Source organism: Gordonia sp. SGD-V-85 (assembly GCF_001456905.1).
In the GTDB taxonomy this organism is placed as follows: domain Bacteria; phylum Actinomycetota; class Actinomycetes; order Mycobacteriales; family Mycobacteriaceae; genus Gordonia; species Gordonia hongkongensis.
Genome location: NZ_LNQO01000002.1, coordinates 59605 through 72816, shown reverse-complemented (window position 1 = coordinate 72816; position 13212 = coordinate 59605). Strand labels below are relative to the sequence as shown.

The window sequence follows — 13212 nt, the reverse complement described above, 5'->3', positions numbered from 1 at the left end:
GATGAAAGGTCGCGCCATGTCAGCCCCGACGGCACAACCGAACCAGCACTATCCGCACCTGTTCACGCCCCTGCAGATCGGCGGCATGACCATCGAGAACCGACTGGTCATGGGTTCGATGCACACCGGTCTCGAGGACCGGTTCTGGGACACCGACAAGCTGGCCGCGTACTTCGCCGAACGCGCCAAAGGCGGTGCGGGACTGATCATCACCGGCGGCTTCGGCACCAGCCGGACGGGTTTGCTCGCCTTCGCCGGCGGCAAGATGACCAACGTCGTCGACATGACCCGCCACAAGCGCGTGACCAAGGCCGTGCACGACGAGGGCGGCAAGATCGCGATGCAGCTGATCCACGCCGGCCGCTACGGATACACGCCGTTCAAGGTCGCTCCCGGCACCGATCCGTCGCCGATCCACCCCTTCAAGCATCTGAAGATGACCGAGCCGATCATCCGCCACGTCATCAGGTCGTTCGGGCAGTCCGCCAAGCTGGCACGCAAGGCCGGCTACGACGCCATCGAGATCATGGGCGGCGAGGGCTACCTCATCAACCAGTTCCTCTGCCCCCACACCAACGACCGCACCGACAAATGGGGCGGCAACACCGAGAACCGCCAGCGTTTCCTGGTCGAGGTCATCAAGGAGATCCGCCGTCAGGTCCCCCGCGACTACCCGGTGATCCTGCGTCAGTCGATCGCCGACCTGATCCGCAAGGGACAGACCTGGGACGAGGTCGCGCTGATGGCTCGCAAGGCCGAGCAGTACGGCGTCGACGCCATCAACACCGATATCGGCTGGCACGAGGCCCAGGTTCCCACCATCGTCACCTCGGTGCCGCGCGGCGCGTTCGTGAAGTTCACCGAACGGCTCCGCGACGAGGTCTCGATCCCGCTGATCGCGGCCAACCGCATCAACACCCCGGAACTCGGCGAGGAGATCCTCGCGAACGGACGCGTCGACGCCATCCAGATGGCCCGGCCGTTCCTCGCCGATCCCCACCTGGCGAACAAGGCCCGCGAGGGTCGCTCCGACGAGATCAACACCTGCATCGGCTGCAACCAGGCCTGCCTCGACCACGCCTTCGTCGGCAAACACGTGTCGTGCCTGGTGAACCCGATCGCGGGACGCGAGACCACGCTCATCCTGGGTCCGACACGAAAGGCCAAGCGCCTCGCCGTGATCGGCGCGGGCCCGGCCGGCCTGTCGGCAGCCGTCGCCGGCGCCAAGCGAGGCCACAAGGTCACCCTGTTCGAGGGCGGCGACTCCATCGGCGGCCAGTTCTCCATCGCCGCACGCATTCCAGGCAAGGAGGAGTTCAGCGAGACGATCCGCTACTTCACCCGTCAGATCGAGGTGCTCGGTATCGAGGTCCGGCTGAACACCCGCGCCGACGCCGAGCAGATCATCGCCGAGAAGTTCGACGACGTGATCGTCGCGACCGGCGTCGTGCCGCGCATCCCGAGCTTCCCCGGCGTCGATCACCCGATGGCGATGTCGTACGCCGACGCCGTGCTCGGACATCGGGAGATCGGCAAGCGTGTGGCCGTGATCGGTGCCGGCGGCATCGGTTTCGACGTCAGCGAGTTCCTCACCACCGACGAGTCGCCGACGGTGAATCTCAAAGAGTGGGAACAGGAATGGGGCGTGACGGAGGATCCGGAGAAGCCCGGCTTCGTCACCAAGCCGCGGCCGCTTCCGCCGGTGCGTCAAGTCTACCTGGTCCAGCGCAAGGTCGGTAAGCAGGGCAAGTCCCTCGGCAAGACCACCGGATGGGTCCATCGCGCGACGATGAAGATGAAGGGCGTCGAGCAGATCAGCGGCGCCACCTACGACAAGATCGACGACCAGGGGCTGCATCTGAGCTTCCGCGACGACGAGGGCAACGTCACCGACACCCGCGTGCTCGAGGTCGACAACGTGGTGATCTGCGCAGGCCAGGAGTCGGTACGCGATCTGGTCGATCCGTTGACGCTGGCCGGGGTCACGACGCATGTGATCGGCGGGGCCGATTACGCCGGCGAGCTCGACGCCAAGCGCGCGATCCGGCAGGGCACCGAGGTCGCCGCCGGCATCGACTGACGCTCGGTCTCGGCGCGAGAGGCGGCGGCTACCATTGCGACATGCCGGTACCGCCGCCCTCCGCCACCGCCCGTGCCGTCGTCACCGGGGCCTCGTCCGGAATCGGACGGGAACTCGCACGCGCGCTGGCCGCCCGGGGTCATTCGGTCATCCTCGTCGCCCGCCGGGGCGACCTTCTCGAGGAACTCGCCGGCGAACTCCGCACGGCACACGAGGTCTCGGTCGAGGTCCGCGCGGTCGACCTGTCGGACCCGACGAAGGTGGAAGTGCTCGCCGCCGAGTTCGCCGGCCGCGACATCTCGATCCTCTGCAACAACGCGGGCATCGCGACCTTCGGACCGGTCGCCGACCTCGACGCCGACTACGAACGCGCGCAGGTCCGCCTCAACGTCAACGCGGTCCACGACCTCACCCTGGCGGTGCTCCCGCAGATGGTCAGGCGCGGCTCGGGCGGCATCCTGATGGTCGGGTCAGCCGCCGGAAACATGCCGATTCCCAACAACGCGACGTACGCGGCATCGAAAGCCTTCGTGAACAGCTTCAGCGAGTCCCTGCGCGGCGAGGTGTCCGGGCAGGGCGTGCACGTCACCCTGCTCGCGCCCGGCCCGGTGCGCACGCACACTCCCACCCCGGACGAGGCGTCCATCGTCGACAAGGTCGTCCCGGACTTCCTGTGGCACTCCTCGGCCAAGGTCGCCGAAATGAGTCTGGACGCGTTGGCGCACAACAAGATGCGCGTCGTGCCCGGCACCCTGTCCAAGGCGATGTCGGTGGCCGGCGGGTACACACCGCGCGGGGTGGTGGCCCCGATCGTCGGCGGCTTCTACCGCAAGTTCAGCGCAGAGTAGGAGTCGTCTAGACCGCCGTTCAGCGCCGGCGGCGACGCCCCGTGCCGAAGATCGCGCGACTGAACTCACGTCCGGCTGCGCTGGCCGCCGATCGCAGGAAACTCTGCATCGGCTTGCTCGTGAGCACCTCGGTCAGCAGCCCCGGCTCCTCCGGCATCGGCTCCGGGGCCGGCGTCGGCGGCACGGGTGCCGGTGCGTCGGCGGGCTCCCCCGGTGCGAGGGTGTTGGCGGCCAGGATCTCGTACGCCGACTCGCGGTCGATGGGCGTGCCGTACTTCGCGTACAACGGCCCGGCTTTCGCCGCCGAGGTGACGGCGTCGGCGCCGATGGCCTCCATCGCCGACCGGGGCGCACGGACCACCGTCCACGCGACCGGGGTCGGCGCACCGCGCTCGGACAGCACGGTCACGATCGCCTCGCCCGTACCGAGGGAGGTCAGCACCTGCTCGAGGTCGTAGACCTCCGACACGGGGTAGGTCTTGACCGTCGTACGCAGCGCCTTCTGGTCGTCGGGGGTGAAGGCCCGCAGCGCGTGCTGGATCCGGGCACCCAGCTGGGACAACACTTCTTTCGGGATGTCCGTCGGCAGCTGGGAGCAGAAGAACACGCCGACGCCCTTCGACCGGATCAGTTTCACCGTCTGGACGACCTGGTCCTCAAAGGCTTTCGACGCGTCGTCGAACAGCAGATGCGATTCGTCGAAGATGAAGACCAGCTTCGGTTTGTCGAGGTCGCCCACCTCCGGCAGGAACTCGAACAGATCGGCCAGAATCCACATGAGGAAGGTGGAGAAGAGCGCGGGCCGTGCCGCCTGGGTACCGAGCTCGAACAACGTGATGATGCCGCGTCCGTCGGGCGCCGTCCGGATGAGGTCGGCGGGATCGATCTCGGGTTCGCCGAAAAACGTGTCACCGCCGTCGGCCTCGAGATTCGACAGCGCACGCAGGATCACGCCGGCGGTCTGCCGCGACACCCCGCCGATCCCCTTCAGTTCGGTCTTGCCCTCATCGCTGGTGAGGAAGGCGATGACCGACCGCAGATCCTTCAGATCGAGAAGCGGCAAGGCCTTCTTGTCCGCCCAGTGGAAGATGAGGCCCAGCGTCGACTCCTGGGTCGCGTTGAGCCCCAACACCTTACTGAGCAGGATCGGCCCGAACGAGGTGATGGTCGCACGGATCGGCACCCCGATCCCCGCCGAACCCAGTGAGACGAACTCGACCGGGTGCGCCGCCGGTTGCCAGTCGTCACCGGTCTGGTGGGATCGTTCGACGATCTTGTCGTTGCTCGCGCCCGCCCGGCTCAATCCCGACAGGTCGCCTTTGATGTCGGCCATGACGACAGGAACGCCGTTGCTCGACAGTTGCTCGGCGATGAGCTGCAGCGTCTTGGTCTTTCCCGTCCCGGTCGCACCGGCGACGAGACCGTGCCGGTTCATCATCGACAGCGGGATACGGACCTTCGCCTCGGGATCCACCTGCCCCGACACCGAGACGGCACCAAGTTCGAGTGCGGCGGCGCTGAACGCGTATCCGGCGGCGATGTGCTGCGCCGGACTGGAGGCTTCGGTCACGAGCACACGATAGACCTCGGGGCCGATGTCCCGCGGATTCGCGCGCGAGGTTGGCTAAGGTTGTCGGGTGCAGGACAAATTGGTGTGGATCGACTGCGAGATGACCGGACTCCGACTCGAGTCGGACAAACTCATCGAGATCGCGGCCCTGGTGACCGACGGCGACCTCAACATCCTCGGCGACGGTGTCGACGTCGTGATCCACGCCGACGACGAGGCGCTGGCGTCGATGCCCGACGTGGTGACCAAGATGCATGCGGCGTCGGGACTCACGGAGGAGGTACGGGCGTCCACGGTCACCCTCGCCGAGGCCGAGAAGCTGGTGCTCGACTACATCCGCAAGCATGTGACCACAGCCGGCGCGGTCCCCCTCGCGGGCAACTCGATCGCCACCGACCGCGGATTCATCACGCGAGACATGCCCGAACTCGACGCTTACCTGCACTACCGCATGGTCGACGTCAGCTCGATCAAGGAGCTGTGCCGGCGCTGGTACCCCAAGGTCTATTTCGGCCAGCCAGAGAAGGGGCTCGCGCACCGGGCCCTCGCGGACATCCGCGAGTCGATCCGGGAACTCCGCTACTACCGCGCCGCGGCGTTCGTGCCCGCCCCCGGCCCCGACACCGATGCCCTCGCCGAGATCGTCAACGACCTCGGCCCCGCTTGAACACGCAGGTCGGGTAACCGATTGGAGTTCTGCGGCACCGACCCGCTAGAGTGTTGATGGCTCTGAGACCCGGCGCTGACGCCCAGGTTTCCGACGCCGATGGTGGATGTAGTTCAGTTGGTAGAGCACCAGGTTGTGATCCTGGCTGTCGCGGGTTCGAGTCCCGTCATCCACCCCGACGAAGCCCCGTCTGCGATCCGCAGGCGGGGCTTTTTGGTGCTGCGGTCTCTTCCCCGGCTTGCTGTCGATATCCGGAATCGCCGTACGTCACCATGGTGTCGGACCGATCCGGTTCGGCATCATGGCCACATCAGTCGGCCGAGACTGGAGGAACGATGAAGTACGCATTGCTGCTCATGGGACATGTCAACGATCCGGCCTGTGGTGAGGACGGTGGCGCCAGCCCCGAAGAGTTCTTCGCCTTCGACGAGGAGATCACCAAGGCCGGTGTCGTCGTCAACTCCTTCGCGCTGGAGGACGAGCGCGCGGTGGTGCACACCGACGACAGCGGCGAGCGGGTGGTCGCGTCGTCCGGGCCGTTCGCCGAGGTGCGGGAGTTCGTCGGCGGGGTGTACGTCATCGACGTCGCGAACGTCGACGAGGCGATCGAGTGGGCCCGCCGCAGCCCCGGTTCGGCGCCCGGCGGCCATGTCGAGATCCGGCCGCTCGCACCGTACTGAGCGATGACGAACAATTCACACCGTTCGGCGGCCACGGATTCCGCAGGGTCCGTGGCCCGCCGGGCGGTGTCGGCCGTCGATCGCGACGTCCGTTCTCGTGTACTCGCCACGCTCACGAAGAAGTTCGGCGATCTCGACCTCGCGGAGGACGCGTTGCAGGACGCGATCGCGCAGGCCCTGATCACCTGGTCGCGTACCGGAGTCCCGGATTCACCGGAGGCATGGCTGACGACGACGGCCAAACGCAAGGCGCTCGACGTGGTGCGGCGTGAATCCGTCCTCGCCGGGAAACTGGCCCGCCTGCACACCGAGAGCGAACGTGCCTCCACCCCTGCGGAGTTCAGAGACCCGGCCGAGGCGCCGCCACCGGGGTTGCCGGACGAACGCCTCGGCATGTTCTTCGCCTGCGCCCATCCCGTGCTACGCGCCGAGGACCGGATCGCGCTCACCCTCCGGTTCGTCGCCGGGCTGACCACCGCGGAGGTCGCGCATGCGCTGCTGATCCCGGTACCGACGACCCAGCAGCGAATCGTGCGCGCCAAGAAGCGGATCGGCGCGCTGGGTGTTCCGTTCGCGCCGCCGCGCGAGGGCGATCTCCCGAGTCGGCTCGGCGGGGTCCTGCGGGTCATCTACCTGCTGTTCTCCGAGGGGTTCGCGCGCTCGACCGGTGACGCGCACATCCGCGACGACCTCACCGACGAGGCCGTCGGCCTCGCGCGCACCCTGCGCGCACTGCTCCCCAACGCCGAGACCACCGGACTGCTCGCCCTTCTGTTGCTCACCCAGTCCCGCCGGCCGGCTCGACTCGACTCCGACGGCCGACCGGTTCCGCTGGATGACCAGGATCGCCGGCTCTGGGACCGGGCGCTCGTCGCCGAGGGCGTCGCGCTCGCGGAACACGCTGCGGCACAAGCAGACGCCGGTCTGTACACGATCCAGGCGGCGATCGCGGCCGTGCACGCCGAGGCCGCCACCGCGGACGAGACCGACTGGACCCAGATCGCCGTCCTGTACCGACTACTCGAAGTGCACGATCCCGGACCCGTGGTGCGCGTCGGTCGCGCAGTCGCCGTCGGACGCGCGTACGGCCCGGCGCGCGGTATCGCGATGCTCGATCGATTGCAGCCGGACACACAACTCGACCGGTTCCGGCCCTTTCACATCGCCCGTGCCCTCACGCTGAGCGAACTGGGCGACGACCGCAGTGCGGCCGACGCGTACCGCCGCGCACTCGACCTGCCCGGCAACGAGGCCGAGGACGACTATCTGGCCGACGCACTGGCCGGACTCCAGTCGGGCACGCAGATGTAGTGCGTCGTTGCTCCTGGCGCAACGAAGAGCTACATCTGGCCCGTCGTTTCGGGGTCGCACCCGACCGGGGACCTTCGTCCCCGAAAGTCCCCGAAGCCGGGCGCATGGGCATGCCTCGCAGTAACGTTCACCACATGCCTTCCTACTGGGTCATGCCTGCCGTTGCCCTGATCTCGTGCATCATCATCGGGATCGGGTTCATCATCGGGATCCCGGGCGGCGACGACAACGACTGAGTTCGACGTCCTGAACTGATCTCGACCACACGGCCGCGCCGTCAGGGTGTGTGCCGCGATGACACCGCACGTCTGCCGGTGTCGTCCGACGCCCGGAAGGACGGCACGTGGACCTCACGCGCAGACAGTTGATGGCCGGTGCCGCCGCGACCGCCGCCGCGGCCGGGCTCGGGTCCGGCCTGTCCGCCGCCCCGGCCGGCGCGTCGCCCCCGGGGTCGACGAGTTACCTCGTCGGCTGCGGCATCGGAGATGTCACGGGCGCGGTCGCCGGCCAGGGCATGATGGGGTATTCGAATCCAGAGCAGGTCGCGGCCGGGCTCCTGCAGCGTTGCTGGGCGCGGGCCTACATCATCGTCGATCCCGCCACCGGGCAGCGCGTCGTCTTCCTGACCGCCGACCTCGCGTGCCTGTTCCAGTCGCACCACATGGGCCTGATGGTCAAGCTGCGCAACCGATTCGGCTCCTTGTACACCGAATCGAACGTGAATCTGAATGCACAGCACACGCACGCCTCCTGCGGCGGCACGTCCTGGGACTACGCGTATTCGCTCGCCGCGTTCGGGTTCAAGAAGAACTCCTACGACGCCGAGATCGACGGCATGTTCGCCGCGATCGTTCGCGCGCACGAGAATCTCGCGCCCGGCAGCGTCACGATCGGCCGCGAGGAACTGCACGACGCCAGCCGGAATCGATCCCGGGTCGCCTTCGACGCGAACCCGTCGGCAGACAAGCGGCACTTCCCCGATGCGATCGACCCTCAGGTGACGGTGCTACGACTGCGGCGGCACGACGCCTCCGGCGGCCGGGATGTCGGTGCCATCACCTGGTTCCCGACACACGGCACGTCCCTCACCGACCGCAACGTCCTCATCGCCGGCGACAACAAGGGTTACGCGAGCCACCTGTGGGAGCGCACCCTGCCCGGGTTCGTGGCCGCCTTCCCACAGACCAACTCCGGCGACATGACGCCGAACCTCGCACTCGCGCAGTTCGATCCGCGCGGACCGACATCGGACAACAGGCGCAACTGCGAACTCATCGGCGAGCGTCAGTACGTCGCCGGACGGCGAGGCTTCGAGGCGGCCCGTCCGATGACCCGGGGCGGCGTCGACTCCATCGTGCGGTACGTCGACATGTCGGCGGTCCGGATCTCCGGTACCTACACACCCGACGGCCGACCGGCGTCGACCACCCCCGCGATGATGGGTGCCGGCGCGGTCGCGACCAGCAGCGAGGACAACTACGAGCAACCGCTGCCCTTCCTCGTGGAGGGCATGACCAATCCCCTCGTCACCGCGCTCGGCGGAGACCGCGTCCCACCGATCGCACCGTGGATGCGAGACATGCAGGCGCCCAAACTGATCGCGTTCCCGCTCGGTCTGCTGCCGCCCTCGGGCTGGATCCCGGCGGTGGTGCCGCTGCAGCTCATGCGCATCGGCGAACTCGTGCTCGTCGCCGTACCCGCCGAGGTCACCGTCGTCGCGGGTCTGCGGCTGCGTCGAGTGGTCGCCGACGAACTGCGGACCGACGTCGACAACGTCCTCGTGCAGGGGTTCGCGAACGCCTACACCCAGTACGTCACGACGCCCGAGGAATACGACCTGCAGCACTACGAAGGCGGCGAGACCCAATTCGGGCGGTACACCCTGTCCGCCTACCTGCAGGAGTTCGCCGCGCTCGCCGCGGCCATGTCGTCCGGACGCCGGATCGGCCGTGGTCCGGCGCCGGTCGACAAATCCGCACTGCAACCCGACCTGGTGCCCCCAGTCCCCGCCGACCGTCCGATACCGGGCCGACGCTACGGCGACGTCCTGCGTGAACCCGACGCCACGTACCGCCCCGGTTCGACCGTGACCGTGCAGTTCGTCGGCGCGCATCCCAACAACGACTTCCGGCACGGCCGGACCTATCTCGAGGTGCAGCGGCGTACCGGCAGCGAGTGGACGACGGTCGCCGACGACAACGACTGGTCCACGGAGTTCCGGTGGGCGCGCCCGGCAGGCAGCACCGACACGTCGCGGATCACGATCACCTGGCGGTCGCCGACGGACGCCTCCGGGATGTACCGCATCCGCTACTTCGGGGACAGCCGCGATGCGAACGGGTCGACGAGGCCCGTCTCTGGGACGAGTCGCACGTTCCGCGTCGGGTCCCGCTGACGCACGGACGCCACCGACCGCGCTGCGGTTCGGTGGCGTCCGAAGGCGTGCTGAGCGTCAGGCGTTGTCGGCGTTGCCCTTGCGCCACACCGACCATGGGATGTTCCAGTCGCCGAGACCATCGGTGCCCGACAATGTTCCGCCCGTGGTGTTCTTCACGATGACCGGGTCGCCGCGGAGGGTGTTCTCCATGACCCAGAGAGCGTTCTCCGGACTCAGGTTCAGGCAGCCGTGACTCGTATTGGTGTTGCCCTGCGCCCACACCGACCATGGTGCGGAGTGGAAGAAGATGCCGCTGTAGGACATCCGGGTCGCGTAGTCGACCGGGGTGCGGTAACCGTTCGACGAATTGACCGGCACGCCGTAGGTCGACGAGTCCATGATGATGTGGTCGTGCTTGTCCGAGACCAGGTAGATGCCGTTGTCGGTCTCGTCGCCGGCCTTGCCCATCGACGTCGGCATGGTCCGGATGACCTTGCCGTCGCGTTCGAAGACGACCTGCTTGGTGTTGTCGTCGGCCGTGACGATCATCGAGCGTCCGACGGTGAAGTTGGTCCGCACGTTCTCCTGGCCGAAGAGTCCGTCACCCAGGTCGATGCCGTAGGTGTTGACCGCGACCCGCACCTTGGTGCCCGGCTTCCAGTACTCCGCCGGCCGCCACCGGACCTCGCTCGGGCTGATCCAGTAGAAGGCCCCTTCGACCGGAGGGTCGGTGGTGATCCGGATGGCGCGCTGCGCCGCACGACGATCCGCGATCGGCTCGTCGAACTTCACCGCGACCGGCTGTCCGATACCGACGGTCTCGCCGGGGCTCGGTGTCAGATACGCCTGCGTCAGGTTGTTGGGGCTGCTCGTGGTGAAGGTGACCTTCTTGGTGACCGCACCACCGATGCCCACCGCGTCGGTCTCCAGGGTGTAGGTGCGGTTGTAGCCGAGGGCCTCGTTGCTGACCCACACCGTGTCGTTGTCGGCGAGTGTGCCCTTGACGGGGGTGCCGTCGGACTTCTTGATCAGCACCCGGCTGATGGTGCCCTCACTGGTCTTCACCTTGATGGGCGCACCCGGCTGCACGCCGACGGCGTTGTCGTTCAGGGGACGTTCGGCCCACTCGGTGATCTCGAGACCCGGCTTGAGCAGATCGTCGAAGAGACTCGAACTGCTGACGTTGTCGGAGTACGACGCCTCCTGCGTGCACGACGTCACCAGCGCGACGATTGCCAACATCACACCGCTGATGATCAGCGGCATCCGCCGAGTACGACCGATCCCCATCTCACTCCCGCCTGTCGACGCCCCGACCCCGAACCGGTCGGTCACGCTGCCCCGCAACCTTGAGAACACTGCACACCCCGAATCCGAAACGGACATTCCGAACCCCGATGTCGCGGACCAGTGTACGAGAGATCGGACCGAACGCTTCGGCCGTCATCCATTCGAGCGGCGTGTTGCGCACCCGAAACGCCGAACGTTCATCTGCCGTTCATCGACCACCGGCCGCGGTCGAAACCGTCTGAGACGCCACAAGACGCCTCGCTCGATGCGAGGCGTCTTGAGTACTCTGTGCGCCATCAGGGACTCGAACCCCGAACCCGCTGATTAAGAGTCAGCTGCTCTGCCAATTGAGCTAATGGCGCTTGGCGGTGCGAGATGGAACCTTACAGGACCCCCGCGGCAGAAGTGAAATCGCCTGGTCGGAGTGGCTTCTGCCGTTCGACGGGCCCGTGCGGACGAGGTCGCGCCGCCGATTGCTGGATCAGCGGGTCATCGCGAGGCGACCTTGCGGACGACGACGAGCAGGACCAGGGCGCCGACCCCGGCGAGTGCGTACTTCACCGCAGGCGTCTGCAGTGTCGCGAGAGCCTTCGACTTGGCGTCGTCGGCGAGCCGCTGGGGGTTGGCGCGCTCGGCCAGCGCGTCGAGCGTGCTGGCGAGGTCCTCACGGGCCTTGGCGATGTCCTGCTCGATACGTTCGGTATCTCCGGCCACGTTGCATCCTTCCGGCGCTTCTCGTTGGTCTTCTCACTTCCCGGCCGCCGCACGACCTCTCGGCGCCGGGGACGAACCGCCAGATGGCAGCGACTCGATGCTACGACATCCCGGCATCCGGGCATGTCGCCATGCACTAGCCTGGCTCTCATGGCTGAGACCACCACCCGACTGTCCGTGGGCGACACGGCGCCGTCGTTCACGCTGCCCGACGCGAACGGCGACCCGGTCTCGTTGTCGGACTACGCCGGCCGCAAGGTCGTCGTCTACTTCTATCCCGCAGCGGCCACCCCGGGGTGCACCAAGCAGGCGTGCGATTTCCGCGACAACCTCGGCGAGCTGAACGAGGCCGGGATCGCGGTCCTCGGCATCTCCCCCGACAAGCCCGCGAAGCTGGCGAAGTTCGTCGAGGCCGAGGGCCTGACGTTCCCGTTGCTCAGCGACCCGGAGAAGAAGGTGCTCACCGAGTGGGGCGCATTCGGGGAGAAGAAGATGTACGGCAAGACCGTCACCGGCGTCATCCGGTCGACGTTCCTGGTCGACGCCGACGGCACGATCGAACTCGCGCAGTACAACGTCCGGGCCACCGGACACGTCGCCAAGCTGCGCCGCGACCTGTCCGTCTGAGCCGGCCCCGATGCCCGAGTCCGCCGAACCGCTGGTGCCGCGCAAGCGGCCCACTCAGGAACGCAGCAAGCGCAAGTTCCAGGCGATGCTCGAAGCAGCACGCGAGCTGTTGATCGACGTCGGGTTCGAATCGCTGACCTGTGAGGAGATCGCGACCCGGGCCGAGGTCCCCATCGGCACGCTCTATCAGTACTTCGCGAACAAGTACGTCATCGTGTGCGAGCTGGACCGCCAGGACACCGTCGACGTCCGCGAGGAACTCACGGCGTTTTCCTCGGAGGTGCCGTCCCTGGAGTGGCCCAGCCTGCTCGAGAAGTTCCTCGATCACCTGGCGGCCCTGTGGCGCACCGACCCGTCGCGGCGGGCGGTGTGGCTGGCCGTCCAGTCGACACCGGCGACCCGCGCCACGGCGTCGCTGAACGAACGGGTGCTCGCCGAACAGGTCGCGCGGATCATCGCGCCGCTCACGCCGTCGCAGCGCGAACGCCGCGAGATGATGTCCCAGGTGCTCGTCCACACGGCCTACTCGCTCCTGAGCTTCTCCGTACAGGACGGCCACGACCACGACGAGACCGTCGCCGAACTCAAGCGGATGCTCGCCGGCTATCTGCTGCTCGAGGAGTCGACGACGGTCTGAGAGCCGCGCGGGGCTACCTGCCCTCGAGGATGGCCACCGCCGCAGCGGTGTCCCCGTCGTGGGTCAGCGACACATGCACGGTCGTGTCGCGCAGATGCTCGCCGATCTCGCCCGACAGACGGATGGCCGGACGGCCCCACGTGTCGGTCACGACCTCGATGTCGCTGTGCCGGATCAGCGGCAACAGCGGCGACCGCGAGAAGCGGCTCACCGACCACGCCTTCACGACCGCCTCCTTGGCCGCCCAGCGGGCGGCCAGATGCCGGGCGTCGTCGCCGGTCCCGGCGGCCGAGTCCCGACGCTCGCCGACCGTGAACCGGTCGGCGAACGTCGTACCCGGCTGCCGGAGCTGCTCGCCGAACTCCGGGATCGACACGATGTCGATTCCCACACCGAGAACGCTCATCCCTT

Annotated in this window: 12 protein-coding genes and 2 tRNA genes; 9 read left to right on the top strand and 5 right to left on the bottom strand. The window is 67.5% G+C overall.

Translation table 11 applies throughout. From position 1 onward, the window contains the following. Positions 1-16 precede the first annotated feature (16 nt). Both AS181_RS02365 and cmrA read left to right on the top strand, forming a co-directional pair. Positions 17-2080, top strand: coding sequence for an NADPH-dependent 2,4-dienoyl-CoA reductase (locus tag AS181_RS02365; RefSeq protein ID WP_058250285.1), 2064 nt, complete (start codon positions 17-19; stop codon positions 2078-2080). 41 nt (positions 2081-2121) lie between these two features. Beyond that, entirely contained in the window at positions 2122-2928 is an 807-nt protein-coding gene (gene cmrA / locus AS181_RS02360) for a mycolate reductase (protein WP_058250019.1), read from the top strand. 19 nt (positions 2929-2947) lie between these two features. On the opposite strand, the gene AS181_RS02355 is transcribed toward cmrA, so the two are convergent. Next, positions 2948-4504 carry a helicase HerA-like domain-containing protein gene (locus AS181_RS02355; RefSeq protein WP_442902763.1) on the bottom strand — a complete coding sequence of 519 codons (1557 nt, stop codon included), beginning with the start codon at positions 4502-4504 and terminating at the stop codon, positions 2948-2950. Between the two features lie 61 nt (positions 4505-4565). Between AS181_RS02355 and orn the strand changes: the two genes are divergently transcribed. The 5 genes from orn to AS181_RS02330 all read left to right on the top strand — a co-directional run bounded on the left by orn (position 4566) and on the right by AS181_RS02330 (position 9551). Beyond that, a complete protein-coding gene (orn, locus tag AS181_RS02350; RefSeq protein WP_058250018.1) occupies positions 4566-5165 on the top strand; it encodes an oligoribonuclease in 600 nt (199 codons plus the stop codon). 102 nt (positions 5166-5267) lie between these two features. Beyond that, positions 5268-5340: transfer RNA gene (locus AS181_RS02345), tRNA-His, on the top strand. Positions 5341-5500: 160 nt separating this feature from the next. Further along, positions 5501-5845 carry a YciI family protein gene (locus AS181_RS02340; protein WP_010841666.1) on the top strand — a complete coding sequence of 115 codons (345 nt, stop codon included), beginning with the start codon at positions 5501-5503 and terminating at the stop codon, positions 5843-5845. Positions 5846-5848: 3 nt separating this feature from the next. Further along, on the top strand, positions 5849-7156 hold the full coding sequence (locus AS181_RS02335; protein WP_058250017.1) for an RNA polymerase sigma factor: 1308 nt from the start codon (positions 5849-5851) through the stop codon (positions 7154-7156). A gap of 343 nt (positions 7157-7499) precedes the next feature. Next, entirely contained in the window at positions 7500-9551 is a 2052-nt protein-coding gene (locus tag AS181_RS02330; RefSeq protein ID WP_058250016.1) for a neutral/alkaline ceramidase, read from the top strand. 57 nt (positions 9552-9608) lie between these two features. Here the strand turns inward: AS181_RS02330 and AS181_RS02325 are convergent, their stop codons facing one another. From AS181_RS02325 to AS181_RS02310, 3 genes are all read right to left on the bottom strand, one after another. Further along, positions 9609-10799, bottom strand: coding sequence for a L,D-transpeptidase (locus AS181_RS02325; RefSeq protein WP_058250283.1), 1191 nt, complete (start codon positions 10797-10799; stop codon positions 9609-9611). Between the two features lie 313 nt (positions 10800-11112). Next, positions 11113-11185, bottom strand: a tRNA-Lys gene (locus tag AS181_RS02315). 127 nt (positions 11186-11312) lie between these two features. After that, positions 11313-11537, bottom strand: a complete 225-nt coding sequence (locus AS181_RS02310; RefSeq protein WP_058250014.1) for a DUF3618 domain-containing protein — start codon at positions 11535-11537, stop codon at positions 11313-11315. A gap of 150 nt (positions 11538-11687) precedes the next feature. Between AS181_RS02310 and bcp the strand changes: the two genes are divergently transcribed. Together bcp and AS181_RS02300 are read left to right on the top strand one after the other, a co-directional pair. After that, complete coding sequence (bcp, locus tag AS181_RS02305; RefSeq protein ID WP_055474734.1) at positions 11688-12164, top strand: thioredoxin-dependent thiol peroxidase; 477 nt, start codon at positions 11688-11690, stop codon at positions 12162-12164. A 10-nt stretch (positions 12165-12174) separates the two neighbouring features. Further along, a complete protein-coding gene (locus AS181_RS02300) occupies positions 12175-12801 on the top strand; it encodes a TetR family transcriptional regulator (protein ID WP_055474733.1) in 627 nt (208 codons plus the stop codon). A gap of 13 nt (positions 12802-12814) precedes the next feature. Here the strand turns inward: AS181_RS02300 and acpS are convergent, their stop codons facing one another. Beyond that, on the bottom strand, positions 12815-13207 hold the full coding sequence (gene acpS / locus AS181_RS02295; protein WP_055474732.1) for a holo-ACP synthase AcpS: 393 nt from the start codon (positions 13205-13207) through the stop codon (positions 12815-12817). Positions 13208-13212: the final 5 nt, after the last annotated feature.

Coding starts and splice junctions, on each gene's coding strand:
- cmrA (WP_058250019.1), top strand. CDS start 2,122: ATGCCGGTACCGCCGCCCTCCGCCACCGCCCGTGCCGTCGTCACCGGG.
- acpS (WP_055474732.1), bottom strand. CDS start 13,207: ATGAGCGTTCTCGGTGTGGGAATCGACATCGTGTCGATCCCGGAGTTC.
- AS181_RS02365 (WP_058250285.1), top strand. CDS start 17: ATGTCAGCCCCGACGGCACAACCGAACCAGCACTATCCGCACCTGTTC.
- AS181_RS02325 (WP_058250283.1), bottom strand. CDS start 10,799: ATGCCGCTGATCATCAGCGGTGTGATGTTGGCAATCGTCGCGCTGGTG.
- AS181_RS02335 (WP_058250017.1), top strand. CDS start 5,849: ATGACGAACAATTCACACCGTTCGGCGGCCACGGATTCCGCAGGGTCC.
- AS181_RS02340 (WP_010841666.1), top strand. CDS start 5,501: ATGAAGTACGCATTGCTGCTCATGGGACATGTCAACGATCCGGCCTGT.
- bcp (WP_055474734.1), top strand. CDS start 11,688: ATGGCTGAGACCACCACCCGACTGTCCGTGGGCGACACGGCGCCGTCG.
- AS181_RS02300 (WP_055474733.1), top strand. CDS start 12,175: ATGCCCGAGTCCGCCGAACCGCTGGTGCCGCGCAAGCGGCCCACTCAG.